Source organism: Streptomyces aquilus, from assembly GCF_003955715.1.
In the GTDB taxonomy this organism is placed as follows: domain Bacteria; phylum Actinomycetota; class Actinomycetes; order Streptomycetales; family Streptomycetaceae; genus Streptomyces; species Streptomyces aquilus.
The window spans coordinates 10,120,620-10,144,451 of sequence record NZ_CP034463.1 but is presented as its reverse complement, the minus strand read 5'-3'; the positions used below and the strand labels follow the sequence as shown (position 1 = coordinate 10,144,451).

Here is a 23,832-nt window from a genome sequence, read left to right as displayed (position 1 = left end):
CCTGGCGGCTTCGCGTGAACCGTTCAACTCCCCTGGCGCAGCTGTGCGAGCCTGGCGCCATGCAGCTGCTGCTCATCGAAGACGACGACCGAATCGCCGGCCCCCTCACCGAGGGCCTGGGACGCTACGGCTTCACCGTGGACCACGTCCGTACCGGCGCCGCCGGCCTCGCCGACACCACCACCGCACCGGACCTGGTCCTGCTCGATCTCGGCCTGCCCGACATGGACGGCCTGGACGTCTGCCGCAGCCTGCGCGCCCGCTCCGCCGTCCCCATCATCATGATCACGGCGCGGGGAGAGGAAGCCGACCGCATCGTCGGCCTCGAACTCGGCGCAGACGACTACCTCGCCAAACCCTTCGGCGTACGAGAACTGATCGCCCGCATACGCGCCGTCACCCGCCGCTCCGGCGCCCCCGCCTACCTGCCGACCGAGCCTGCGCAAGCACCCGGACCGCACCAGTCGGCCCCCGAAGCGCAGTTGGGCCCGCTGGTTGTCAGCCGCCGCACCCGCGAGGTCCACCTCGACGGCCGCCACGTCGCGCTGACCCCGCGTGAGTTCGACCTGCTCGCGTTCCTCGCCGATGATCCCGGGACCGTGTGCTCCCGTCAGCAAATCATGGACACGGTGTGGGATCCGCACTTCTTCGGCCCCACCAAGACCCTTGACGCGCACGTGGCCGCGCTGCGCCGCAAGCTGGGCGACCCGGGCTGGATCACCACCGCCCGTGGCGTCGGCTTCCGCCTCACGGTGCCCTGCGAGCACCCTGCTGTGGAGGCCGCTGGATGACCCGGCGCCTGCTGCTCAGCTATCTCGCCCTGGCCGTGCTGGTGCTGGCCGGCCTGGAGATCCCGCTCGGCTACATCTACGCCCGCGGCGAGACCGCGCGTGCCTCCCAGGACGTGGAGCGCGATGCGTCCATGCTTGCCGAGGTCGCCGAGGAGAACATCGAGAAGGGTCAGCTCGCCGCGCTGCCGGATGTGGTCAGCGACTACGCCACCCGCACCGGTGGCCATGTCGTCGTCACCGACAAGCAGGGCATCGTCCTGGCCGACTCCGCCCCAGCCGCCCGCACCGGCATCAGCCTGTCCGCGCAGCCGGACATCGCCCGTGCCCTGGCCAACCAGCCGACCGTCACGACCACCACCGACAGCGCCGGCCGTGATGTGCTGTCGGCGACCATGCCCGGCTCATCCGGTACGACCATCCGCGGCACCCTGCGCTTGACCTATCCCCTGGACCAGGTCAGCACCCGGGTGCATCAGATCTGGGGCGCTCTCGCGCTGGCCGGTGCCTGCGTGCTTGCCGCGGTCGCCCTGATCGCGTTCAGCCTGGCCCGGTGGATCACCCGGCCGCTGCGGACTTTGGAGGCGGCGACCGCGCAGCTCGCCGAGGGACAGCTCACGACTCCGCCGGATGCCAGCGCCGGGCCGCCCGAACTACGCCGCCTCGCCAACTCGTTCACGCATACCGCGACCCGGCTCCAGCATCTCCTCAAGGCCCAGCAGGCATTCGCCTCGGAAGCCTCCCACCAGCTCAAGACCCCGCTCACCGGATTGCGGCTGCGTCTGGAGAACTTCGAGCCCTACCTCGACCCGCGGGCGCACGGCAGTCTGGAGGAGGCCGTCGGCGAGGTCGAACGGCTTGGTCGGATGGTGCAGGGCCTCCTCGCCCTGGCCCGCCTGGAGAATGCCGCCACCACCCCCGAGCCTGTCGACCTGGACACGGTGCTCGCCGACCGGGTGGCGATGTGGGAGTCGCTGGCGGCCGAACAATACGTGGCCCTCGACATCACCGGCCCGCCCGTCGGCTCCGTGTGGGCGATCCCGGGAGCTCTGGAGCAGATCATCGACAACCTGCTGGCCAATGCCCTGCGGGTCTCCCCGCCCAGCACCACGATCACCCTGCAGCGCGTCCCCGGCGCCGAACTTCATGTCGTCGACCAGGGGCCGGGCATGAACGCGGCCGACCGTGAGCGCGCTTTCGACCGGTTCTGGCGCTCCTCCGACGCCCACCACGACGGCACCGGCCTCGGCCTGCCCATCGTCCGCCACCTCATCCACGCCTCCGGCGGCACCATCACCCTCCACCCCGCCCCCGGCACCGGCCTTGACGCCCACATCCACCTCCGCCCTGCCGCCGCGCGGACACCCGGGCCGCGCTCGGGTGGAGAAGAGTTCGGCGCCCGCCGTGCCAGCGGCCCGCGCGCCCAGACAGCGGGCAGGCCCTGAGGGCTGCTCCGCTGCCACGACATGCAGACAAGTGCCGGGCCGCCGGCTCGGTTCGCGGCCTGCCGCCACGAGGACCGGGACAGACAACCCGGCTATCGCTCGGAGGACCCGGCGCCGGAGCGGCGTCAGCCGATCCCGGTGACCTGCAAGGCCGTGGTCCAGTTGGTCTTGATCGCGCTGCGGGCCGCAGACAGGGTGATGGTGCCCGCGCAGACGGCGTTCTTCAGCTTCGTCTCCACGCCGTCCTTGGAGTGTGCGGTCTGGGAGCCGGAGTAGGGCTCGGGCCACAGATTCCCCGTGGCACGAGGCGCGCCACCGAGTTCGAGGGGGACGAGGTGGTCCTCTTCGTAGTCGGCCAGGCTGGTGTCGGCGTAGCCGTAGTCGATGATGCCCTGGGCCTTGAGGGGGTTGGTGTACGACGTCGGGGGGCGGACGGTGGCCGTCCAGCCGGACACGCAGATGGTGCTGTCGATGTTCGACTGGGTGACGTCCGGGTTGTAGGCGCCCGGGGTGCACGAGGCATCCGGCAGCGGCAGCCGGGCGGTTGAGCAGGCCGACGCCTGCGCGGTACCGGCCGAAGCCGCGATCAGGCCCGCGGCCGCAATGGCCAGCGCGCCGGTGGTGGCGGTGAAACGACGCATGCAGGTTCTCCCCAGAACTCAGCCCGGGCAGTGGGGCCCGGGTGCCTGACGGCATGACACCACCACCGGCTTCTATGCGAGTAGACCCGCAGCGTGAACACCCGGTGACCTGCGCAATCCTGACCCGGCCATGACCAGCATTTTCCGAATACGCGTGTTTCGCCTGGGAGTTGAGTGTCACAAGCGGGGGACGTGGCCGGCAGGCGCTAGTCGGCGTCGGGGGCGTCAGCCGCGCCGGGCAGCCCGGTTAGACGGGCAAGGGCGGCGAAGCCGTCGTGGGTGCCGGGCCAGTGAGCACGGACCGCGTCGGTGCCGGCCCGGCGGACGACGGAGCGGAGAGTGAAGGCGACGATGATGGCGTCGTCGGCGTAGCCGATGACGGGCAGGAAGTCGGGGATGAGGTCGATGGGCAGGGCCAGATAGGCCATGAGCAGTGCGAGGCGGACCCGTACGCCCCGGGGAAGGCTCCGGTCGGCAGCCAGCCGCCGCAGCAGCCGAGGAAGGTCCCAGGAGGCGCACCGCCTCGGCCGTCAGGGTGCCCTTGGGGCGGACGAGCAGGAGGGCGATGAGGAGGCCGAGCCAGGTGGCGAGCAGGCCGACGCCGATCGCGATGAGTACGTCCCACCACATGTGATGCTCCCAGCTAGTCGACAGCACGCAGCCGGGAGGGCGGAGCGGCGCCAACCTTGCGCATGGTGGTGTGCCGGCCTGCGCGGCGATCGCTACGTCCTCGAACGCGGCGAGTGCCGTACAGCACTGCTCCACTGCCTCGCGCGCCGCGGTACCCCCGGGAGCGTCGAAGTAGTCGCGGGCGGCGATCTTGGCGAGCCATCTGTCGAACCGTTCCAGGTCCGCCTCGGACTCCTCGACCTCCGCATAGGCGGCGTTGTTGTTGGCGGTTTCCTTCTCCAGCTCGGCCAGGAGGTCGGGGGCGCGTTCGACGACCTCGGCGTACTCGGTGTCCCGTTCGGCGTTGAACTCCACAACGAGCTGCGCGTACTCGGCCCCTGCTGCCGGGCGAGGAGGACGACAACGCCGCCCACCGCAAGGTCCGTGCAGCCGTCGAGCACCGCAGCAGACCCATGACCAGCTTCATGGAGGCCGTCAGCACCGGAGCCGAGATCCCGCGACACCACCGTCGCTACTCCACGGCCGACCCTGGCGGCAGCGGGTCGCCGGCGTCCTGCAGCGCCCGCTGATCGGGCTCCTTGACCGGGCCGACGACCAGGAGGTGCTGCACCTGGTCGAGCAAGTCCCACCAGTCTTCCGGCAGGCTCACGGACTCCGCGGCCCGCCACAGCTCGATGGCGTCCGCTCCGTCCGGGCCTACGTGCACCAGGCCTGCCAGCGAGCGGTCGGCGATCCTCGCCCTCAGCCGCCGGTTCGGGTCGGTGCCCGGCACCCCATACAGGCCCCAGTGCTCCCACGCGGTTCGGCGCTCCAGGTCCTCGAGCCCCGCGCCGCCGGTCTCCGGGAACAGCGTGATCATCGGCATCGGTCGGCCCTCGGGCGTCCTGGTCTGCCCGAGATCCCGTAGTTCTCCGCAAGGTGGTAGGTGTCGATGCCCTCGGAGACGTCCAGGCCGTCGAGGGTGACGACCTCGATCCCGGCCTCCCGGAACGCGCCCATGGGGGTCCGCCGGCCGCTCACGCGGGGGTAGGTCCGTGAGGCCACCGTCGAGGAGTCCGAGACCCACACCCGCCAGCGCCGCCCCGGAAACGGCCCAAAGGTCGAGCGTGGCTGTGACGTTGTCCAGCGGCCCCAGTTGATCGGGCCTGCGGGTGCATTGAGGGGTGGTGACGGGACGAAGTGACCCCACCTCGGCTCTTGCGGTGAGACGGTTCCTGTGGTCTCCGTCAGGGGCGGTGCTGTGGATGTCTTTGTCCAACCAAGAGCTGTTCGACCGGATCCGGCGGGACAGTTGGCAGCGGCAGATGTCGATCCGGGCTCTGTCGAAGAAGTACGGCGTTCACCGCCGGCTGGTACGCGAGGCTTTGTCCTCGCCGGCGCCCACCCCGCGCCGTCGGCCGGTGCGGACTTCGCCTCGGATGGAGCCGTACAAGAAGACGGTCGACGCCTGGCTGCGGGCTGATCTGGAGGCTCCGCGCAAGCAGCGGCTCCCGGCCGCTCGCCCGTCGTCGTCGAGGTTCCCCGCAGTCCGGAGGCCCCGCACTTGGTGGTCGTGGACAAGGAGGTCATGCGGTACCCGAAAAGGGTCGGCACGGACACGCCGTGGCTCGGTGAATCCGAGCTCGAGGCGGCATACGGGCGACGGTTCGCCCTCCGCCAGGGCGCACAGGCCCACCTGCACCGGTTGTACGACGAACTGCGCCACCGGTCCCTCCAACAGGATCCGCGCCGAGTGTGGGTCGTCGTGACGGCGGTCCCCACCGTGCCGGCGCCCGTCGAATTGGCCCCGACGGTCAATCCGTCGGTCGCCGATCCGGTCATGGCTGAGATCCTCGACGCCCTCCCCGGCCGCAGTCAGAGCCTGCTGCGCCGGCACGTGTCGAGCCCGTACCCCGTGGTGGGGCTGCGCCGCTCCATCTTCACACCCAGCCGCCCCTACACCGCCTTCAGCGACCGCGCACAGGTCGAACTCCACCACGACGGATCCTTCGGCGGCGGGCTGAACGCAAGCTCCGACGTACAAATCGGCCCCACCCTGCTGCCCCTCCTCTTGCCACGAGACCATCGCCACCACCCTTGAATCCCGACCAGTCGACATCACGACGATCGAGCAACCAGCACCCGCTCAGCAACCACGCAGGCCAAAGGCTCCCCGGAGAGGATCCACGCCCGTTTGTTCTTGTCCGCTGTCCCACGGCTTCCGCTGTCGTTCGCGATCTCGCAGCGTGGTTGGGCGCTGAGGGATGGCCTGGCGGCGCGGCTTCAGGGTGTGATCACTGTCAGCTTTTCCGGAGCGTTGATGTCTACCGTTCCGTCCGCTGTGACCGTGACGTCCACCTGGTCTCCGCCGACGTGGAGTCCTTTCACCGTGAGCGGTGCGTACGTCGAGGCGAAGTTGGGTGCGATGGAAACCGTGCCGCCGGGGACGTCTGCGTCCAGGCCCAGGGCTGCTTGGAGTACCAGGATCGCCGAGGCGGCCGCCCATGCCTGTGGTCGGCAGGACGCCGGGTAGGGGGCGGGGTATGGGCTCTGCTGGCTGCCGTGGCCGGCGAAGAGTTCGGGGAGGCGGGCGTCGAAGGCCGTTGACGCGGTCAGCAGGCCCGCTGCCAGTGAGGCGGCGGCGCCTGGGAATCCGGCCTTGACCAGGCCGTGTACGGCGATCGCCGTGTCGTGCGGCCAGATCGAGCCGACGTGGTAGCCGTAGGGGTTGAAGCCCACCGCGTTGCTGCTCAGGGTGCGCAGGCCGTGGCCTGCGTCGAGGTCGGGTCCGGCGATGCGTGCCGCGAGCAGTGCGCTTTCCTCGGTGTTGAGCAGTCCGGTGCCGAGGAGGTGGCCGAAGCCGGAGGTGACCGATTCGACCGGCCGGCCGTCGCCGTCGAGCGCGACGGCCGGGTAGGGGCCGTGTCCGTCTGTCACCCAGAAGTGGTCGCGGAAGCGGTCCGCGAGCCGCTCGGCCCATGTCTCCCACTCATCGGCCCCCGGGCGGCCGAACGCGCGCAGCAGAGCTGCTCCGCCGAGTGCGGCCTCGTAGGCGTACGCCTGGACCTCGCACAGCGCGATCGGCGCTGTGGCGGAGTGTCCGTCGCGGTGGCGGATGGCGTCGTCGGAGTCTTTCCAGCCCTGGTTGACCAGGCCCCGGCCGGTGTGGTCGACGTACGTGAGGAAGCCGTTGGTGTCGGCTAGCGTCTGGTCACGCATCCAGGCGAGTGCCGATTCCGCGTGCGGCAGGAGCCGTTCGACTTCCTGGGCGTCCAGGCCCCAGCGCCAGGCGTCGTAGAGGAGGGTGATCCACAGGGGGGTGGCGTCGACCGTGCCGTAGTAGATGGGTGGGAGGGTGAGCCGGTCCGCGATCTGCAGGGCGCCGCGACGCACTTCGTGAAGGATCTTCCCTGGTTGTTCCTCCGCGGTCGGGTCGGTGACGGTGCCCTGGCGGCGGGCCAGGGTGCGCAAGGTGCCGGCAGCGAGATCGGTGCCGAGCGGGAGGAGCATGCGGGCGGCCCAGATCGCGTCGCGGCCGAAGAGGGTCAGGTACCAGGGGGCGCCGGCTGCCAGGAACTGGTCCGGCCAGCCCGTCTGCGGCGACTGCGGGTCCGTCAGGCGCAGCCGCTCCAGGTCGGCGACCGACTGCGCCAGCCATCGGTCGAAGCGCCGATCCGCGCTGCGCAGTACGGGAGTGCTCCAGGGCACTTGGTTCGCGGGCGCGGCCGGGAAATGGTCTCCGTTGTCGTGCGTGGCCGTGGCGGACAGGCGCGCGCTCCGCGACTGGCCGGGTGCAAGTTGGATCTCGTACGACAGCTGCCCGGCTGGCGCGTCCAGCTCATCCGGTGCCGGGGTGCTGAGCAGGCGGACCGCGAGCCCGCCGTGAGACCAGAACAGCGCGCCCGCCTCGGCCTGCGCTTCGGCTGGTACGTCGGCCAGGAGGCGGCCGGACTTCACCTGCTCGATCGGGGCGAGGTCGGTGGATGCTCGCACGGTGAGCCGGAAGCCGACGTGCTGGGTGCTGTGGTTGGTGACTTCGAAGGTCTCCTCCAGGCGGCCGGAGGAGACGGTACGGCGCCGGTGCAGGGCGACCACCGGGTCCGCCGTCACCTCGCCCAGGCCCCGCACGACCGCCCGGAAGCCCGCCTGGTCCGCCCCCTCCAACCCGCCCGAGACCGGAGCGAGGGTGCTTGACTCCACGGCCACGGTCAGCCGGGCCAGCGCCCTGGTGTCACCGTGGTAGAAGCCGTCCGCCCCGCCGTCGAGCTGCCCGTCCGGGTGTGAGACCACGAGGCTCGGTGCGCACACCGAGACGACAGCGTCGTGCACGAAGGGCTGCAGGCCCTGCACCACACCGGGTCCTACAGCCACGGGATCGGAGGTCTGGGACGTGGTGGTGATGTCCAAAGGAGCGGAGCCTCTCGCGATGGTATTGGCGCGACGGCGCCCGCCGTGCCGAGGGTGGGGCCAGGGCCTGTCCGGTCAGCGGGGAGTGACACCGGACAGGCCCTGGCGGTTCGAAGGGCCGTGGCCGCGATTGCGGGCCGCTATACGGCGAGCCAGACCGCGTGTTCGGGTTCCACCCGTCCGTCCGCTACCGGGCCGCTGGCCAGCAGGATCGCGGTGTGGTCGGGCAGCTGGTACGCCTCATCGGAGAGGTTGACGACGCAGAGGAAGCCGGGTTCGCGGCGGAGGGCGAGGACGCCTGCGGGGGCGTCTTGCCAGGTCATGGTGCCGTCGCCGAGGGCGGGGTGGTCGCGGCGAAAGCGCAGGGCGCTGCGGTACAGCTCCAGCATCGAGGTTTCGTCGCCGGTCTGCGCCTCCACGCTGCGCCGGCCCCAGTCGGTGGGCTGGGGCAGCCAGGGTCCGGCGTAGGCGTCGTCGGGGCTGAAGCCGAACGGCGACGCCTGCCCGGACCAGGGGATCGGGACGCGGCAGCCGTCGCGGCCGCGGTCGGTGTGGCCGGAGCGTTCCCAGATGGGGTCCTCAAGGACGTCCACGGGAAGGTCCTCGACCTCGGGCAGGCCGAGTTCGTCGCCCTGGTAGATGTAGGCGCCGCCGGGCAGGGCGAGCATCAGCAGGGCGGCAGCGCGGGCTCGACGGGTGCCCAATTCGAGGTCGACGGGGCCCTCCGGCTGGTATCGCTCGTTGGGCACCCAGCGTGCGACGGTCCGGCGGGCGTAGCGGCTGGTGTGGCGCATGACGTCGTGGTTGGAGAGCACCCAGGTGGCCGGGGCGCCGACGCCGCTGAGCATGGCGAGGGAGTCGTCGATGACCGTACGGAGGTCCTTGGGGTCCCAGCTGGCCATGAGGAAGTCGAAGTTGAAGGCGGTGTGCAGGCCGCCGGGTCGGACGTAGGCGGCGAGGCGTTCGGGGGTGTCGGCCCAGGCTTCGGCGACGAAGGCCCGCTCGCCGGGGAACTCGTCGGCGACCTGACGCCAGGTGCGGTAGATGTCGTGGACCTCGTCGCGGTCCCAGTGCGGGTGCACGATCTGTTCACGTGTCAGGTCGGGCAGTTCGGGGTCCTTGGCGAGCCCGTGGGCGACGTCGATACGGAAGCCGTCGACGCCCCGGTCGAACCAGAAGCGCAGGATCGACTCGAACTCGGCGTGGATGTCGGGGTGTTGCCAGTTGAGGTCGGGCTGTTCGGGGGCGTACAGGTGCAGGTACCACTCGCCGTCGGGAATGCGGGTCCAGGCCGGTCCGCCGAAGCAGGAGACCCAGTTGTTGGGCGGCTGGATACCGTCGGGGCCGCGGCCGGGCCGGAAAATGTAACGCGCGCGTTCCGGGCTTCCGGGGCCGGCGTCCAGCGCGGCCTGGAACCAGGCGTGTTCGTCGGAGGTGTGGTTGGGCACGATGTCGGGGATGATGCGGATCCCGTGCTCGTGGGCCTCGGCGATGAGCTGCTCGGCGTCGGCGACCGTGCCGAACAGCGGATCGATGGCGCGGAAGTCGGCCACGTCGTAGCCGCCGTCCGCCATCGGGGACTTGTACCAGGGGTTGATCCACAGGGCGTCCACGCCGAGCGACTTGAGGTAGGGCAGGCGGGAGCGCAGGCCGGCGATGTCGCCGATGCCGTCGCCGTCGCCGTCGGCGAAGCTGCGGATGTAGACCTGGTAGATGACGGCACTGCGCCACCAGGGCGAGGGCGTGGTGGAGGACATGGTGCTGAGAGTCCTTCGATAGTGGGGGAAGGTGCGGTGCAGCGGCCGGCGGTTACTTGGCCGCGCCCGCGGTGAGTCCGGCGACGATGCGGCGCTGGAAGAGCAGCACCATGATCACCAGTGGGATGGTGACCAGGACGCCTGCGGCCATCTGGCTGCCGAACGGGGTGTCGAACTGGCTGGCGCCGGCGAACTTGGAGATGGCGACCGGCGCGGTCTGGATGCTGGGCCGGTTCGTCATCGACAGGGCGATGAGGAACTCGTTCCAGGCGGCGATGAAGATGATGATCGCGGTGGTGAAGATGCCGGGTGCAGCGAGCGGGATGATGATCTTGCGGAACGCCTGGCCGCGGGTGCAGCCGTCGATCATCGCCGCCTGCTCCAGTTCGTCGGGCATCTGCCGGAAGAACGTGGTCAGATTCCACACCGCCAGCGGCAGCACGAACGACATGCTGGGCACAATCATCGCCTGGTAGGTGTTGATCCAGCCGATGTCGGTGAACAGCTTCAGCAGCGGGACCAGGATCGACACGACCGGGAACATCGAGGTCGCGATGATCAGGGTGAGGATCAGCCGCTTGAAGCGGAACTCCAGCCGGGCCATCGCGTAGGCGGTGAACGTGGCCAGCAGCAGCGCCAGGACGGTGGTCGTGCCGGAGACGATCAGGCTGTTGAGCAGGGCGCGGCCGAAGCCCTGGGAGGGGCTGAAGACCGCACGGTAGTTCTCGAACGACACCGGGGCGGGCAGCAGCGAGGTGTCGAAGATGTCCGAGGTGCGGCGCAGGCTGGAGACCAGCATCCAGTAGAAGGGTGCCAGGCAGTAGGCCACCACCGCGGCAACTCCCAGGTAGAGCAGCCAGGTTCGCCATTTCACGGTCGCGGTCATGCCGGCACCTCCACACGGTTCCCCTTCGAGGCCCATCGGCGCTTCTTCCTGCCCGTACCGCCCGCGTCGCCGACGACGTCCGCGCCCAGCAGCCGCACGAAACCGAGCACGATGAGAAGGACGTAGACGAAGAGCACCACCGCATAGGCAGCGGCCGGCCCGAAGCGGACGTTGGACGCCTCGTTCTGCGCGAGCATCGACAAGGTCTCCACCGAACTCTTCTGCGCGCCGACGAGGAGGTAGGGCAGGTCGAACATCCGCAGCGCGTCCAGACAGCGGAACAGCACAGCCACCAGCAGAGCGGGCTTCACCAGCGGCAAGGTGATGTGCCAGAACTGGCGCACCGGGCTCGCCCCGTCCATGCGGGCCGCCTCGTAGACCTCCCTCGGGATGACCTGCAGGCCGGCCAGGACCAGCAGCCCGATGAAGGGGGCGGTCTTCCACACCTCGGCGATGATGACGGCGACCTTGGCGTGGAAGCCCTCGGTGGTCCACAGGACCTGGTGCCCGATCAGGGCGTTGGCGATACCGTCACTGTTGAAGATCCACCGCCACAGCAGGCCGGAGATGGCCGTGGGCACGGCCCAGGGAATCAGGATGCTCGCACGGATCAGGGCCCGCCCGCTGAACGCCTTGTGCATGATCAGTGCCATCGCGACACCGATCACCGTCTCCAGCCCCACGGTGACGACGGTGAAGAAGGTGGTGTTCCAAAAAGCGTTCCAGAATCGCGCTCCGGCCTCGCCGAAGATGTCGGTGTAGTTCTGCAGCCCGACGAACGGCTCGGTGTCGCTGATGAAGCCGGTCTTCGGGTCCAGACCCTTGGTCCCGTACAGCGATTCCCTCAGCGCCATGATCGTCGGATACAGCACGACGACGGTGAGCACGAGCAGGGTCGGGGACACCAGCAGGGCCGCCATCCGGCCGGTACCCGCTGTGGCCGACTTCCGGCCGCGCCGGGCTTTCTCCGGCGCGGGGGGCCGCCCGGCCCGGCCTGATGCCGGTCCGGGCGGCCGGTCCGCGGCCGTCTCAGGTGGGGTCCGAGTGGCCACCACGAGCCTCCTTCTCACTGCGCCGAGAGCTTCTGCAGGGCTTCCTGCAGGTCTTTCAGCGCCTGCGTGCTGGACTTGTCGCCGTTCAGGGCCGCGTACGCCTCCTGCTGGATCGCCGAGGACACGTCGCCGTACTGGACCACCCTCGGGCGCGGCACGGCGTTCAGGATCGACTTCTTCAGCACCGGCAGGTACGGGTACTGCTTGGCCAGCGCCTGGTCGTCGTACAGGTCCGCGTACGGCGGAGCGGCTGAGCCCTCCTTGAGGAACGTGGTCGCGCTGTCGTGGTTGGTGAAGTACTTGATGAAGTCCAGCGCCGTGGCCTTGTTCTTGGCGAAGGAGGACAGGGCCACATTGTGGCCGCCCAGGGTGGAGGAGCCGGCTCCGGTCAGGCCGGGCAGCGGCGCGACCGCGAACTTGCCCGCGACCTTGCTCTTCTCGGCCAGCGAGTACACGTACGGCCAGTTGCGCAGGAAGATCAGCTTGCCGGACTGGAACGCCTGGCGGCCTTCTTCCTCCTGGTAGGTGATGGCCTCCTTGGGGATGGTGCCGTCCTTGAAGGAGTCGACCAGGAAGTCCAGGCCCTTCTTCGCCGCGGGTGTGTCGACGTCCGGCTTGCCGCCCGCGTCGGTGACGACGCCGCCGGCGGAGTTCACGGCCTCGGAGAAGTTGACGGTGAGGCCCTCGTACTTCTGGAACTGGCCGGCGTAGCAGGACATGCCCTTGGCCTCGGGCAGCTTCTCGACCTTGGCGCAGGCCGCCTGCATGTCCGCCCACGTGGTCGGCGCGGCGCTGACGCCGGCCTTCTTCAGCAGGTCGGAGCGGTAGTACAGCATGCCTCCGTCGGAGGACTGCGGGACCGCGTACAGGTGGTCGCGGTACTTGGTCGTCTCCACCACCGGCTTGAGCATCTTGTCCAGCGGGAACTGCCCGGCGGGCAGCTGGTCGATCCACTGGTGGGCGGCGAACTCCGAGGTCCACACCGCATCCAGGGAGAGCACCGTGTAGGCGTCGGACTTCGTCTCGGCGTTCTGGATCATCTGCTGACGCTGCTGGTTCACGTCCGACGGCAGCTGGACGAAGGTGACCTTCTCCTTCGGGTGCTGCTTGTTCCAGCCGTCGATCACCTTCTGGACGACGCCGGAGCTGTCCTTGGCGGCCGCGAACGTGATCGGGCCACGGCCCGAGAACGACGCGCTCTTCGGCGCCCCCGACGAACTGCTGTCATCGGAGGAGCCGCAGGCGGTCAGGACAAGCCCGGCGGCGACAAGCACGGCCGAACACTGAAGGACTCTGCTGGTTCTGGCGTTCACTGTCTCTCCTGGACGTGCGGAACCGAAGTCTCGGCGAGGGCGCCCTGTAGGGAGCAGCTACCGAGATGACGATGTGACGGCTCTGATACGAGACTGTGCTGTCATAGCGTCTTGTAGATCAAAAGAGCAGGTCAAAGCCGCGAATGTTGAATCCACGGCGCCGACTTCGACTCCGTTGTGACAACGCTTGCACGGTAGAAGTGCACTCGCCGGAAGTCAATGCGTAACGTCGCAGTAGCACGGATGCGTTAGCGGGCAAATCTCGTGCCTATATATGATGAAACCGGTCACCGCACCCTTGAAAAGGGCGAGACAGCGCTGTCACAAAGCCTCCCGCTGGAGGCTCGAACTGTGCTAACTTCCGCTCATGTCACCAGCTCAGCGGCACCCGACCCTGGCCGACGTAGCCGAACGGGCGGGGGTTTCCCCGTCGACCGTCTCGCGCACGATGCGCGGCCTGACCTCGGTCTCGCCCGACGTCCGGGCCCGAGTCGAGCAGGCCGCCCGCGAGCTGAACTTCGCCGTCTCCCGCCAGGCATCCAGCCTGGTCACCGGCCGCACCGGCGTCATGGCAGTGCTCGTGCCCACACTCGACTCCTGGTTCATGGGGGCGGCACTGTCCAGCCTGGGCCCGCTGCTGCGGGAGGCGGGCATGGAGATGACCGTCTACGTGGTCCCCGACCTGGCCGAGCGGGCCGAGTTCTTCGACCGCCTGCCCGCCCGGCGCAACGCCGACGCCCTCCTGGTGTTCTGCTTCGACCTCACCAAGGAGGAGACCGCTCGCCTCGACGACCTCGCCATGCCGGTCATCTACATCAGCCAGCACGTCGAAGGCCGCCCCAGCGTCTACGTCGACGACGTCGCCGCCGCCTGCAAGGCCACCCGCCACCTGATCAACCTCGGCCACCGCCGCATCGCCTTCGCCCACACCGTCAACGCCCGCGGCTTCAGCTTCAGCTCCCGCGAGCGCCTCGTCGGCTACCGGCAGGCACTCACCGAGGCGGGCATACCACTGGACGACGACCTCGTCGTCACCACCCCGCCCCGCGACAAACGCGGCACGACTCAGGCCGTCGGCAACCTGCTCAGCCTGCGCGAACCCCCCACAGCGATCTTCGCCGAACAGGACGAACTCGCCGCCTCCGTCATCTCCACCCTGCGCACCGTCCAGATCGACGTCCCCCAGCGCATCTCCGTCCTCGGCTTCGACGACCAGCTGATGGCCGAATGGCTCGACCTGTCCACCGTCGCCCAGTCGCCGTCCGACCTGGGCCGCGCTGCCGCCCATCTGGCCCTGGAACTCATCAACGACCCGGAGTCCGACCACGGCCGGCACATCGTCCTGCCCACCCACCTCATCCCCCGAGGAACCACAGCCCCGCCTCCCGCTCCCCCCAGGGAACAGGAAGGCACCGACCGGCTTTCGGAGGGCACAGCCCGCACGCGCTGACTTCCCGGGTCTGCCCCCCCAGTCACGGGCGGCACTGGCTTCCGCGCCACTCGGCCCCCGCCCATCAGGGCGTGAAGGGCAGTACCTGGCCCGGCGTTAGGTCGTCGCGCAACCGCAGGAACCGGACGGGGTGACAGTAGAGCCCCGCATCGATCGCGGTGTCGGCCTGGAACTCCGCCACCAGGTCAGGCCGCACGGGGCGGTATTCCAGTTCGCCGGCGTCCCAGCCAGCGGAGAAGCGTCGTTTGTGCCAGGGGTGGTCGGGGCCGGGCGAGGTCGCGCCGTTGGGCGGTGGACAGGGGTGTGGTGCGGGCGAGCAACCGCAGGTCTCCGACGGCGTCATAGCGGGCCAGCAGCAGCGTGGCCGGCGAGGAGAGCGTCCCGGTGATCCCGCCGACCAGTGCTTCGGAGGTGGTACGGGAGCGGACCTTGATCCAGGCACGCCTGCCCGGCAGGTACGGCTCCCCGCCGCCCTTGATCAAGACGCCCTCGATGCCGACCGTGCCCCAGGCCGGGTCCAGCCAATCCAGCGCGGCCGCCCGGTCGCCGGTGGCAGGGCACAGCGTGAACGGTGCGGCGAGCACCTCGCGGGCGAAGAGGTCCTCCAAGATCGCGCGCCGCTCGCGATACGGCCGGGCGAGCAACTCGGTGCCTCCGGCTTCCAGGACGTCGAAAACGATCAGGTAGGCGGGGCGCTCGGCCGCCGCCTGGACGGCGCCGCGGCCTCGGCGTCGAGCACGGCGCTGCAACTCTTCGAAGTGCAGCCGCCCCTCGTGTGGCACCACGAGCTCGCCGTCCAGCACGAGCGCCTCACCCGGCTCGGTGGCCGCAGCGGCAATGTCAGGGAAGGCGCCGGTAAGGTCCGCGCCCTGGCGGGACTGGAGCATGACGAATCCGGGGCGTGCGAAGAGGATGGCCCGGAAGCCGTCCGGCTTCTGTTCCGCGACCCAGTCCTGTGGCAGTGCCTCGTCCGGGGGCAGCTGCCGCCGGGCTTCAGCGAGCATCGGCTCGATCGGGGGTGCCAGGGTCACGCCGCCACATCTCCGCGGTGACGCCGGTCCTCGCGCGATGGGCGACCAGGACGGGGCCCAGGTCAGGGCTGTGATGGTGCGAGGTTCGGCTGCGGGTGGGCAGGGGGATGACGCTGCTGCCGCCGCGCAGGGCGTGGTTTTCGAGGGTGAGTTGCCGGATGGCCTCCTCGTACAGGGCGAGGGTGCGGCGCAGGTCGGTGTTCTCCTGCCGCAGCCGGCGGAGATTCTCCTCCTTGGGCTCGTCGGTCATCGGCCGGTCCGTGCGCGTCTGGTTGCGGGCCACAGGGATCCGGGGGGCCGGAAGTGGGTGTCGATCAGGTCGGCGTAGTGGCGGTGGAAGGTGGCGTGGGGGATGCCGAGGCGGCGCTCGATGGCGGTGACGGTCGGCCTGCCTCCGCTGGCGGACGCCTCGTCGAAGACGGTGTCGATGGCGGCCTTGACGGTGCCGGCGTCGGGCAGGGCTCGTTTCACTCGGCGGGCCCCGGATCGGCATCCCCCACGCCACCTTCCACCGCCAGCAAAGCCGGCAAGGCCACCCGCGTCACCCTCACCCGCGACGAACTCACCGACGCCGACATCACTTGACCCATGGAACGGCCCGCGATCTGTGGCAGGTACCACCACGGTGCAAATTCGCCGACACGCCTCTAAACTGCCGGTTTTCCAGCAGAGAGGACGCCCCCTCAGATGTCAGCGCCGGACGATCCGCCTTCCCGCCCTCCCAGCGGTAATCCCCAGCCTCCCGACCTGCCGCCAGAAGGCAGCGACGAGAGGAGACCCCTGCGTCGGCGCGTCGCTGACAGGTGGAACAGCCTCAGGCCCGCAGGCAAAGCGGCAGTGATCGTGATCGGTGGCGTCGCCGCCGCGGTGGTCCACAGCTACCTCACCTCCACGAGGACCGGAGCGACCTCGGCCGCCCTAGTCGACGAGGATGACGCAGAACCACCTATCCGCCGGTGGACCAACCATGCAGGCGGCTACTACATGTGCACCCACATGGGGTGCAGCAAGAAGGTAAACCCCACGATCTTCGGTCATGACTGCTGCGGCCGGTGTACGCGCGGCACGGACTGTCTGAGAGCCGCACAAGAGGACTACGGCGGCCCCGGCAGCTTCGCGCACAACTGCTTCGAGGTGCTCCTTCGTCCCGGCATCTGCGATGTCTGCGGCGAGCTGCCCGACGCACACCCGTGGATGTTCGACACCCTCAGAGGCGAGCGCCGTCAGGGCCCCTACGGCCATTGACCTCTGCGCCGCAAACATCGCCGGGCCCCATCAGCCACCCAGCCCACTCCCCTGAGGGCCCGGAGGTACTCGTTGCCGGGCAGACCTGTCGTGCCGGGCCCGCCGGTGAGCTGAGCCCGTGCGGCGCAGATCTTCTCGTCCGTGGTCGAAGACCTCAGGCCGGCGGGCTGTAGTTCCGTGATGTGGCTGTCGGATCGCCTCGGCCACGTGCTCGGGAACAGAAGTGCTGAAGCTGCCGTGTGTCACCGCAGCGCGCTAACAAGATCCCGAATCGGCGAACGAATCAATATCTGAGCCTGCCGTAGAGCCGTTCCGCGACGCTGCCACGGGCTCAACACATGAGGTCGCTGTGCAGAAGCACCGCGTGCAGCTCGTGCAGGACGTTGTTGAGATTGGAGGCGAGCGTCATCTGCACCCGCTGATTACCGGTCAGGTGCCGCTCCGCCAGCTCGCGCAGTAGCTGTGCCTCCCGCGCCGCGTCGGCTGCCGTCCACTGCCCGGCTCTGTCTCGGCTGCGCTGCCGCTTGCCCCGGCTCGCCATTCCCACCCCGCGTCCTCCCCTACCGCGACGGCCAGTTGACGAAGCCTTACCCGAGGCCGGCTGAACCGACCCGATGCGATCCGGCCGCCGAGAGCGTGCCGGGACTGCCACGACTGGCCATCGACCGGTGCGCCGCATGCCCTACTGGGCTGCTGTTTTCCCTGCTCAGTAGGCGTTTCCCGTGCCACTGTCGCCTGAGTGGTGCGGGAAACCGGTGCGCGAGGCCATGGGAGGCGGGCAGCGTGGTGGTCAGCGGGACGGCCGGTCAGCGGCCTCGGGTTCCCGCACCTTCCCCGACCTTCCACCCGTATGGAGGCATGCCATGACCGAGTTCACCCCTGCCCACGACGGCCTGGGCGCAGCCGACGAAGCGCCCGGAGAGCCGGCGCCCGAGGTCTTCCTCGAGGCCTTCAGCCCGCTCACCGACGCCGACGTCGCCGACGCCTCCCTCGCCACCGCCCCCGACGCTCTGCCCGCCCACGTTCCGGTGCTGCCGCTGCGGGTGGTTCCCGGCGGCGCAGACCGGGCGATCGCCTGGTACCGGGCCCGGCTGGGCAGCCGGGCGTACGAAGGCTGGTGTGAGAAGGCCGCACGCACCGCGTGGGGCTGCGCCCCGAAGTACCCCTCCGCGATTGCCCACTGGAAGCGCTCCGGTCCCAAGCACACCACCGGTACCCCGCCCAAGGGCGCCTTCGTCTTCTGGAACATCAGCCAGTTCGGGCACGTCGGCATCGCCGACGGCCGCGGCGGCTTCTACGCCACCGGCGTCAACGGCCGCATCGGCCACGCCTCCAGCGTTCACTACTACCGCCACTACCTCGGCTGGATCCCCGGAGGCTGCGCCTGACACCCGCGGCCGGGTCGAGCAGCACCGCGTTCGACCCGGCCGCATCCCTTGGCCTCATGCCGCGTTGAGCCGTACAGGGGCCCGGGCGCAACAACCCGGGCGATGAGGAGCACCACCGTTGAACCAGCCCGCACCTGTTCCGCCGACCCCACGCAGCGCGGAACACCCCGATTCAGCCCAGTCGTTGGGCCGACGCCTGCGCGCACTGCGCGCGCAGCACACGCCGAAGCCCCTTTCCCTGGATGCCCTGGCCACAAAGGCCGGCTACACCAAGGGCTACCTCAGCAAGATCGAGACCGGGGAGAAGCCGCTCACCGCCGAAGTGGCCCGAGCCTGCGACCGCGCCCTGGACTCCGGGGGCGAGCTGACCCGTCTGGTCCAGCACGGCCTGGAACTACGGGCGGATGTGTGCCCCTACCCGGGCTTGACCAGCTTCGCGCCGGCCGACGCGGACTGGTTCTTCGGCCGTGAACAGCCCACTGCGGCACTGGTCGACCGGCTGGACCAGATGCTGCGGCAGGGCGGGCTGACCGCGGTCGTCGCACCCTCGGGAGCGGGCAAGTCCTCTCTTCTGCAGGCCGGCCTCATGCCGGCACTCGCGCGTGGCGCGCTGCCCGCGCCAGGGTCCTGCCACTGGCCCGTGCAGGTCTTCACCCCAGGCCGGCACCCGCTGGAGGCGCTGCTCGGTGCGCTCGAGCAGACGACGGGCGTGTCACGACAGCTGGCACGCAAGGCCCTGCGCCACGGCGACCGAGTCCTCGGCGCACTGCTGCGCAGCCGCCACCGCTTCCCCCACCAACCCACCTCCCTGCCCGCGCCGTTGTTCCCCGACACCGAGGGTGAAACGCCGCGCTCCCGCCGCCCGATCCTGATCATCGATCAGTTCGAGGAGCTCTTCACGCTGTGCGACCAGGACGAGGAGCGTGAGGACTTCCTGGCCGCACTGCACGCCCTGGCCGCACCCGCACGGCACCAACACGGCGACGCCGGCCCGGCGGCACTGATCGTCCTCGGTATCCGGGCCGACTACTACGGACACTGCCTAGCCCTCCCCGGCCTAGCCGCGCACATGGCAACCGGTCACCTGCCGCTCGGACCGCTGAGCCAGGACGACCTGCGCGCCGCCATCACCGAACCAGCCCGCCGCGCCGGCCTGGAACTTCAACCCGGCCTGAGCGAAGTCATCCTCCGGGACGCGGGCCTGCACCGGGCCGGCGGCATCACGGACTGCAGCGCCGAAGCCCTCCCCCTCCTCGCGCACGCCCTGCGGGCCACCTGGCAGCAGCGCACCGGCACCACCCTGACCGTGGAGGGCTACGGACAAACCGGCGGCATCCACAGCGCCATCGAGGCCAGTGCGGAACGCGCCTACGCCTCGCTCCCGCCGGACGCCGCGCACGCCGTCCCGCACGTCCTGCTCCACCTCGTACACCTCGGACACGACGGCCAGGCCACCCGCCGCCGCATCGCTTTGTCCCCCCTGACCGAACACAGCCCCCACCCCACTGCCGTTCGGGCCGTCGTCGATGCCTTCACCCGCGCCCGTCTGCTCACCGTCGACGCCGACGAAGTCACCATCGCCCACGAAGCACTGGCGGCGGCATGGCCCCGCCTCAGCCAGTGGATCAACGATGACCGCGACGGACTACGCATCCGCCAGCAGCTCACCGATGCCGCCGAGACCTGGGACACTGCCGACCGCGACCCCGACCTCCTCTACCGGGGCGCCCGCCTGGCCATCGCCGCAGACCACGCCGGACAACACCCGGGAACAGCCGGGACTCTGGGCGCCGACTTCCTGAAGGCCTCGCAGGCTCTCACCGACCACGAGCAGCGCCGCGAGCGCCGCCATGTACGACGGCTACGGCTCGCGGTCGTGGCCCTCACCGTGCTGCTCGCGGTGACGGTCACCGCGATGGTTGATGCCGTGGACCAGCGGCACCGCGCACAGGTGAGCGAAGCGCAGGCCATTAAACTCGAGGAACGAAACCGTCAGCAGACTGCCGACCTCAAGGCCCGCCTGCAGGCGGCCCAATATGAGGCTGAGATCGCGGCTGACGAGGCCGGCATCAGCGTGCACTGCGCAGCAAACGGAAGGTGCTTCACCGTAGGAGGGGGACCTGCAGAAGGAGAGGAACCCTGACTTCACCACCCCCCGCCACTGATCCGTCACGCAAGATCAGCCGACGTAGCCACATCACCCCGGCTCGCTTACCTGAAGCCCTGCGCTGTTTGAACCCGGCGTGTCAGTGGACCGGCGGCGCGTGCCCTTGAGGGCGGGACGTCGTTGCCCTTGACGTGGAAGCGACGCACGAGGACCGCAGAGGGATTGCCGAGTTGGCGGGGGCTTACTGGCTCGATTCCCCGCTGCATGAGGCGGATGACTGTGTGTGGTGCGTTCAGCGGCGCGAGTCCGCGGCCTGCCAGGACAGGAACGTTCCGGCGCGCCGTCCTGCGGCAGGCTGGACGTGGTGGACGCCGGTGCGGGAGCGCGTGATGCCGCCCGTTGCCGCGGCGACTGTTTCGGCTGCTGTGGTGGCAGGCGTGTGGCGAGAGGTCCGTTAGCCACCTCAGCACCGGCCAAGGACCTGCCCGCAGGGCACGTCCGCCGCGGTGGTCGATGCGATTGCGGCCTCGGGACACGTCTCGTGTGGCGCGGTCAGGTGGGCTGGTGACCAGCCGGATCGCCGCCGGGGTCGTCGGCGAGCGTGACGGAGGCAGTGATCCGTTCACCCACCGGTTCGCGGTGGACACAGAAGGTCTGGGCGACCGCCATGGCTATCTCCAGGCCATGCTGGCCGATGCGTTCCGGGTCGGCTGCCTGGATGGACGGCAGCGCGGTGCTGCTGTCCCACACGCTGATCTGTACGGCGCCTTCGCTGATTTCCAGGTCCAGCAGGCATGGTCCGGGCGCGTATTTGCGGGCGTTGGTGACCAGCTCGCTCACCAGCAGTTGGACCATGTCCATCGCCCGCTCGGACACCGGCAGCCCGTGCACGGCTTGCACGGATTCAAGGAAGTCGCGGGCCATGTCACGGGCCTTGGCGATCTCGGCACTGGCCTCGAACGCGGCGCAGACAGCGATCTGACGGTCGACAAGCGGCTCTGGGCCCTCGTTGTGACCAGCAAGGTCCATGGAACCACCTCACCTCCGAAGCACCGCTGTTGCCCACCCCGCCTACCCCGGAGCACCACCGTACCCGTATAGGCGAGACTCGTTTCTAGAAATCTCTTTCGGGTATTGATCCGCCTGGGCGGAGCTGAAGGGACGGTCCGGATCATGACCGACCAGGCCGGGCAGTGGCACTTCCTCACCAACCACGCCCGGGTGCTGTTCGCCATCGCACGCGACCCCGCCGCCCGGCTCCGTGACATCGCCGTGGTCTGTGACATCACCGAACGCACTGCCCAGAGCATCCTCACCGACCTCGAACAGGCCGCCTACCTGCGCCGCGAGCGCGACGGACGGCGCACGCGCTACATTCTGTGCCTGGACGGCAACCTCCGCCATCCAGCAGAGGCACACGTGCCCGTGCGGGAACTGCTGGACGTCTTCACCTCTCACGACGGCCGACCCTGACCAGGGCTTTTCCACAAGCCCGCAGGTGAACCCTGCGGAGCGGCAAAGGTCCGCTCCCACGTGACCGCGCGCGCTGCGACGCGCACTGACTTCAGGCGATCTGAAGTGCGGATTACGGGCGGGGCCGCGCCGCGTCGGGCCCGATGGCTGGCCGGGTGAGCCGCCGGTTCATGAGCGTGATCGCGGCGAGCGTGAGCATCGCCTCAGCACATTCCCGGCCCCGGTCCTGGCGCGTCGCCGCCGACCCCGCAGGCTGAACCGATCGTTCTCAAAGACATCAGGAGGACCTTGCTCCCCGCCACGGCCCGGGACCGACCATCGGCCTCGATACGGCACCCGAGGCCGGGGACCGGGGCAACGGAGGTGCCTACCGACTGCCCGGTCGCGGCAGCCAGTTGGCCACAGGCTAGCCCGCGGCCACACCCGCCATCGGCGTTTGACGGCTTCGGACCGAATCCGGCTCCTGCTGTGACACGCCGGATCTGAATTGGACGAGGAGGAAGCGGTCGACCTCCCCAGGTGTCCCGCCGCCTCCCCGGCCGGCCTCCGTCCTGTACCCGCCGAAGACCGGGCCATGCCCGCCCCAATCGTCAAGATCACACATGGAGGACCGCCCGGGCCCGGCCTTGAGAAGCAAGCAAGACCCCCGACAGCATCAGGTACTTACCGGCTACCGGAAGGCGACCGGAGCGTGCTGGTGGCGTCAACGAGCGGCCCCCGAAGACCACTCCTCAGTTCCCCGCAACGGGCCCGGGTCCCTCGCCGGGCCGCAAGGATGGTCGCCATGGCACGCAACAAGATCCGGCCTCTGCGGCACTGCTCCCGCTGCACCCGCGCCTGGTGGAAGGCCGCCGATGACGCCGACCGCTGGAACACAGAGTTCGACAAGGGCGTCCTGGCCGGCCTGTTCTGCCCAAAGTGCCAGCCGCCCGAGGAGAACGCCGAGGCAGAGGTGAAGGCCGCCACGCTCGACTACGCGAACACCGCCCCGGACACCGACGGACGCCACAAGATCGCACCCGTCGGTGGCTGGCACACCGTCACGGCCATGGGACACCCGCTCGTACGAGAGGACGGGAGGGCGGGAGGAAGGGACACTTCACCTGGCGCTCGCGGTCGAGTCGGCGGAACTCCGCGTTGCGGTGGGGCCGCAGAGCGTTGCCCGGCTCGCCGACCTCTTTGATGGTCCGTGCGCGACGGTGGTCCGCGCGGCGTTGGAGCAGCAGCAGGCCCGGCCCGGGAATCGCAAGGTCGTCTACAACCCCACGGAAGGCCTGGGGCCCGGACACCGTTCTGTTCATCGAGGACCATGCCCTGTGCGAGGACGGCCAGGACCAGGGCGAGCTGATGCTGTCCTTTTCGACCCAGCTCAACCCGCACCTCCTCAACGCCTTCGCCCCGCCCGTGGCGGAGGCGCTGCGCGCCCTGCTCCGCCTCGCGGCCTAGCTGCAGGCGCGTTACGCGACGCTGTGCGGCTCAGGCTGTCCCATTGGCAAGGGGTCTCTGCGCGGACTGTGCCAGTGCCGGGAGCTGATGCCAACACCGACGTGCTCAGACGCGGGTGAGGTTGCGGTCGAGGATCTCCCGCAACCGGGCGACGTCGGCAGCGTCCCGCAGGCCGTGCTTCGGCAGCACGACCATGCCGCTCGCGTCCTCGTCGTCACCGAACAGGACGAACACCTCCCGCGTCTCCCGGTACAGGGGCCTGGCCGCCCACTCCAGGCTCAGCGAGGTGTGCGCGGTACGGATCGTCACCCCGTCGTCCGTCACCGCCGTCCGGCACGCACCGTCCAGCTCCGCGACCACCGTGAACCTGCGGGCCTGCAGCCGGGGCGACACGACGACCAGGACCGCGCACCAGTACAGCACGCCCAGCGGGGCCTGGCCGGACATCCCGCTCGGGATACTCAGGGCGATACCGACGACGATCATGGCCGCCGCCAACAGCCTGCGCCGGCCCAGCCGGCCGACCCGGAAACGTGCCCGCACGGCCGACCTGAAGTCCGCCGAAGTCGGCTCGTAGGCCAGCTCAACGGCGTCCTGTACAGCGCCCCGCCCCATGTCCATCACCATGAGGCGGGATCGTACATCCGTTCCCTAGGAGCCCTGGCATGCGCATCAGGGCGAGCGCACCCCGGTCCCCGGCCGCGGCCGGGGACCGGGGTGCGCTCGCCTGCCCCTTCCTCCTTCACTCCAGCCAAGGGACACGCAGCCGCAACGGGGATGTCAGCAGGCCGACC

Annotated in this window: 23 protein-coding genes and 1 pseudogene; 8 read left to right on the top strand and 16 right to left on the bottom strand. The window is 69.7% G+C overall.

Annotated elements, in window-relative coordinates:
- Nucleotides 1-59: 59 nt before the first annotated feature.
- On the top strand, nucleotides 60-791 hold the full coding sequence (locus tag EJC51_RS46350) for a response regulator transcription factor (protein WP_126276615.1): 732 nt from the start codon (nucleotides 60-62) through the stop codon (nucleotides 789-791).
- A complete protein-coding gene (locus tag EJC51_RS46345; protein ID WP_126276614.1) occupies nucleotides 788-2,233 on the top strand; it encodes a sensor histidine kinase in 1,446 nt (481 codons plus the stop codon). Before EJC51_RS46350 ends, EJC51_RS46345 begins: the two co-directional genes overlap by 4 nt.
- A gap of 125 nt (nucleotides 2,234-2,358) precedes the next feature.
- Here EJC51_RS46345 and EJC51_RS46340 read toward each other — a convergent pair whose 3' ends face one another.
- From EJC51_RS46340 to EJC51_RS48100, 5 genes and pseudogenes are all read right to left on the bottom strand, one after another.
- A complete protein-coding gene (locus EJC51_RS46340) occupies nucleotides 2,359-2,874 on the bottom strand; it encodes a hypothetical protein (protein WP_126276613.1) in 516 nt (171 codons plus the stop codon).
- A 206-nt stretch (nucleotides 2,875-3,080) separates the two neighbouring features.
- Nucleotides 3,081-3,302, bottom strand: a complete 222-nt coding sequence (locus tag EJC51_RS48335) for a YkvA family protein (protein WP_208870795.1) — start codon at nucleotides 3,300-3,302, stop codon at nucleotides 3,081-3,083.
- 343 nt (nucleotides 3,303-3,645) lie between these two features.
- Nucleotides 3,646-3,858, bottom strand: a pseudogene (locus EJC51_RS49680) (Chromate resistance protein ChrB); the annotation flags it as partial.
- Nucleotides 3,859-4,015: 157 nt separating this feature from the next.
- Nucleotides 4,016-4,369 carry a hypothetical protein gene (locus tag EJC51_RS46330; RefSeq protein WP_126276612.1) on the bottom strand — a complete coding sequence of 118 codons (354 nt, stop codon included), beginning with the start codon at nucleotides 4,367-4,369 and terminating at the stop codon, nucleotides 4,016-4,018.
- Nucleotides 4,360-4,524 (bottom strand): hypothetical protein, encoded by a 165-nt coding sequence (locus EJC51_RS48100; protein WP_166682986.1) that lies wholly within the window; start codon nucleotides 4,522-4,524, stop codon nucleotides 4,360-4,362. Before EJC51_RS48100 ends, EJC51_RS46330 begins: the two co-directional genes overlap by 10 nt.
- A 547-nt stretch (nucleotides 4,525-5,071) precedes the next feature.
- Here EJC51_RS48100 and EJC51_RS46325 point away from each other — a divergent pair.
- Nucleotides 5,072-5,584 carry a hypothetical protein gene (locus tag EJC51_RS46325; protein ID WP_126276611.1) on the top strand — a complete coding sequence of 171 codons (513 nt, stop codon included), beginning with the start codon at nucleotides 5,072-5,074 and terminating at the stop codon, nucleotides 5,582-5,584.
- Between the two features lie 182 nt (nucleotides 5,585-5,766).
- Here the strand turns inward: EJC51_RS46325 and EJC51_RS46320 are convergent, their stop codons facing one another.
- The 5 genes from EJC51_RS46320 to EJC51_RS46300 form a co-directional block, all read right to left on the bottom strand.
- Entirely contained in the window at nucleotides 5,767-7,890 is a 2,124-nt protein-coding gene (locus EJC51_RS46320; protein WP_126276610.1) for an amylo-alpha-1,6-glucosidase, read from the bottom strand.
- 140 nt (nucleotides 7,891-8,030) lie between these two features.
- Complete coding sequence (locus EJC51_RS46315; protein WP_126276609.1) at nucleotides 8,031-9,647, bottom strand: glycoside hydrolase family 13 protein; 1,617 nt, start codon at nucleotides 9,645-9,647, stop codon at nucleotides 8,031-8,033.
- Nucleotides 9,648-9,699: 52 nt separating this feature from the next.
- Entirely contained in the window at nucleotides 9,700-10,533 is an 834-nt protein-coding gene (locus EJC51_RS46310) for a carbohydrate ABC transporter permease (RefSeq protein ID WP_126276608.1), read from the bottom strand.
- Nucleotides 10,530-11,585, bottom strand: a complete 1,056-nt coding sequence (locus tag EJC51_RS46305) for a carbohydrate ABC transporter permease (protein ID WP_244363285.1) — start codon at nucleotides 11,583-11,585, stop codon at nucleotides 10,530-10,532. The genes EJC51_RS46310 and EJC51_RS46305 overlap by 4 nt, the downstream gene beginning before the upstream one ends.
- Nucleotides 11,586-11,599: 14 nt before the next feature.
- Entirely contained in the window at nucleotides 11,600-12,859 is a 1,260-nt protein-coding gene (locus EJC51_RS46300) for an ABC transporter substrate-binding protein (RefSeq protein ID WP_244363283.1), read from the bottom strand.
- 406 nt (nucleotides 12,860-13,265) lie between these two features.
- Between EJC51_RS46300 and EJC51_RS46295 the strand changes: the two genes are divergently transcribed.
- A complete protein-coding gene (locus EJC51_RS46295) occupies nucleotides 13,266-14,348 on the top strand; it encodes a LacI family DNA-binding transcriptional regulator (RefSeq protein ID WP_341870720.1) in 1,083 nt (360 codons plus the stop codon).
- Between the two features lie 185 nt (nucleotides 14,349-14,533).
- Here the strand turns inward: EJC51_RS46295 and EJC51_RS46290 are convergent, their stop codons facing one another.
- Genes EJC51_RS46290 through EJC51_RS46280 form a run of 3 tightly spaced genes read right to left on the bottom strand, consistent with a single transcriptional unit; the run spans nucleotide 14,534 to nucleotide 15,850 of the window.
- A complete protein-coding gene (locus tag EJC51_RS46290) occupies nucleotides 14,534-15,379 on the bottom strand; it encodes an ATP-dependent DNA ligase (protein ID WP_244363281.1) in 846 nt (281 codons plus the stop codon).
- Nucleotides 15,342-15,629, bottom strand: a complete 288-nt coding sequence (locus EJC51_RS46285) for a hypothetical protein (protein ID WP_126276606.1) — start codon at nucleotides 15,627-15,629, stop codon at nucleotides 15,342-15,344. The genes EJC51_RS46290 and EJC51_RS46285 overlap by 38 nt, the downstream gene beginning before the upstream one ends.
- Complete coding sequence (locus EJC51_RS46280) at nucleotides 15,626-15,850, bottom strand: hypothetical protein (protein ID WP_126276605.1); 225 nt, start codon at nucleotides 15,848-15,850, stop codon at nucleotides 15,626-15,628. Before EJC51_RS46280 ends, EJC51_RS46285 begins: the two co-directional genes overlap by 4 nt.
- A gap of 366 nt (nucleotides 15,851-16,216) precedes the next feature.
- On the opposite strand from EJC51_RS46280, the gene EJC51_RS46275 reads away from it, so the two are divergent.
- Nucleotides 16,217-16,624, top strand: a complete 408-nt coding sequence (locus tag EJC51_RS46275; protein ID WP_126276604.1) for a hypothetical protein — start codon at nucleotides 16,217-16,219, stop codon at nucleotides 16,622-16,624.
- 331 nt (nucleotides 16,625-16,955) lie between these two features.
- Here the strand turns inward: EJC51_RS46275 and EJC51_RS46270 are convergent, their stop codons facing one another.
- Nucleotides 16,956-17,171, bottom strand: a complete 216-nt coding sequence (locus EJC51_RS46270; RefSeq protein ID WP_126276603.1) for a hypothetical protein — start codon at nucleotides 17,169-17,171, stop codon at nucleotides 16,956-16,958.
- 316 nt (nucleotides 17,172-17,487) lie between these two features.
- On the opposite strand from EJC51_RS46270, the gene EJC51_RS46265 reads away from it, so the two are divergent.
- Together EJC51_RS46265 and EJC51_RS46260 are read left to right on the top strand one after the other, a co-directional pair.
- Nucleotides 17,488-18,012 carry a hypothetical protein gene (locus EJC51_RS46265; protein WP_126276602.1) on the top strand — a complete coding sequence of 175 codons (525 nt, stop codon included), beginning with the start codon at nucleotides 17,488-17,490 and terminating at the stop codon, nucleotides 18,010-18,012.
- A gap of 118 nt (nucleotides 18,013-18,130) precedes the next feature.
- Nucleotides 18,131-20,155: a helix-turn-helix domain-containing protein gene (locus EJC51_RS46260; RefSeq protein ID WP_126276601.1), complete on the top strand. Its 2,025-nt coding sequence runs from the start codon at nucleotides 18,131-18,133 to the stop codon at nucleotides 20,153-20,155.
- 516 nt (nucleotides 20,156-20,671) lie between these two features.
- Here the strand turns inward: EJC51_RS46260 and EJC51_RS46255 are convergent.
- A complete protein-coding gene (locus EJC51_RS46255) occupies nucleotides 20,672-21,148 on the bottom strand; it encodes an ATP-binding protein (RefSeq protein ID WP_126276600.1) in 477 nt (158 codons plus the stop codon).
- Between the two features lie 144 nt (nucleotides 21,149-21,292).
- On the opposite strand from EJC51_RS46255, the gene EJC51_RS46250 reads away from it, so the two are divergent.
- Nucleotides 21,293-21,592 carry a MarR family transcriptional regulator gene (locus tag EJC51_RS46250; RefSeq protein WP_126276599.1) on the top strand — a complete coding sequence of 100 codons (300 nt, stop codon included), beginning with the start codon at nucleotides 21,293-21,295 and terminating at the stop codon, nucleotides 21,590-21,592.
- Between the two features lie 1,551 nt (nucleotides 21,593-23,143).
- Here EJC51_RS46250 and EJC51_RS46245 read toward each other — a convergent pair.
- Nucleotides 23,144-23,665, bottom strand: coding sequence for a YcxB family protein (locus EJC51_RS46245; protein ID WP_126276598.1), 522 nt, complete (start codon nucleotides 23,663-23,665; stop codon nucleotides 23,144-23,146).
- Nucleotides 23,666-23,832 lie beyond the last annotated feature (167 nt).

Bases quoted from the DNA above. Each gene is read 5' to 3' on its own strand.
- EJC51_RS46250 (WP_126276599.1), top strand. From the start codon at position 21,293: ATGACCGACCAGGCCGGGCAGTGGCACTTCCTCACCAACCACGCCCGG.
- EJC51_RS48335 (WP_208870795.1), bottom strand. From the start codon at position 3,302: ATGGCCTATCTGGCCCTGCCCATCGACCTCATCCCCGACTTCCTGCCC.
- EJC51_RS46285 (WP_126276606.1), bottom strand. From the start codon at position 15,629: ATGACCGACGAGCCCAAGGAGGAGAATCTCCGCCGGCTGCGGCAGGAG.
- EJC51_RS46310 (WP_126276608.1), bottom strand. From the start codon at position 10,533: ATGACCGCGACCGTGAAATGGCGAACCTGGCTGCTCTACCTGGGAGTT.
- EJC51_RS46345 (WP_126276614.1), top strand. From the start codon at position 788: ATGACCCGGCGCCTGCTGCTCAGCTATCTCGCCCTGGCCGTGCTGGTG.
- EJC51_RS46265 (WP_126276602.1), top strand. From the start codon at position 17,488: ATGACCGAGTTCACCCCTGCCCACGACGGCCTGGGCGCAGCCGACGAA.
- EJC51_RS46325 (WP_126276611.1), top strand. From the start codon at position 5,072: ATGCGGTACCCGAAAAGGGTCGGCACGGACACGCCGTGGCTCGGTGAA.
- EJC51_RS46245 (WP_126276598.1), bottom strand. From the start codon at position 23,665: ATGGTGATGGACATGGGGCGGGGCGCTGTACAGGACGCCGTTGAGCTG.
- EJC51_RS46350 (WP_126276615.1), top strand. From the start codon at position 60: ATGCAGCTGCTGCTCATCGAAGACGACGACCGAATCGCCGGCCCCCTC.
- EJC51_RS46255 (WP_126276600.1), bottom strand. From the start codon at position 21,148: ATGGACCTTGCTGGTCACAACGAGGGCCCAGAGCCGCTTGTCGACCGT.
- EJC51_RS46330 (WP_126276612.1), bottom strand. From the start codon at position 4,369: ATGCCGATGATCACGCTGTTCCCGGAGACCGGCGGCGCGGGGCTCGAG.
- EJC51_RS46315 (WP_126276609.1), bottom strand. From the start codon at position 9,647: ATGTCCTCCACCACGCCCTCGCCCTGGTGGCGCAGTGCCGTCATCTAC.
- EJC51_RS46340 (WP_126276613.1), bottom strand. From the start codon at position 2,874: ATGCGTCGTTTCACCGCCACCACCGGCGCGCTGGCCATTGCGGCCGCG.
- EJC51_RS46295 (WP_341870720.1), top strand. From the start codon at position 13,266: ATGTCACCAGCTCAGCGGCACCCGACCCTGGCCGACGTAGCCGAACGG.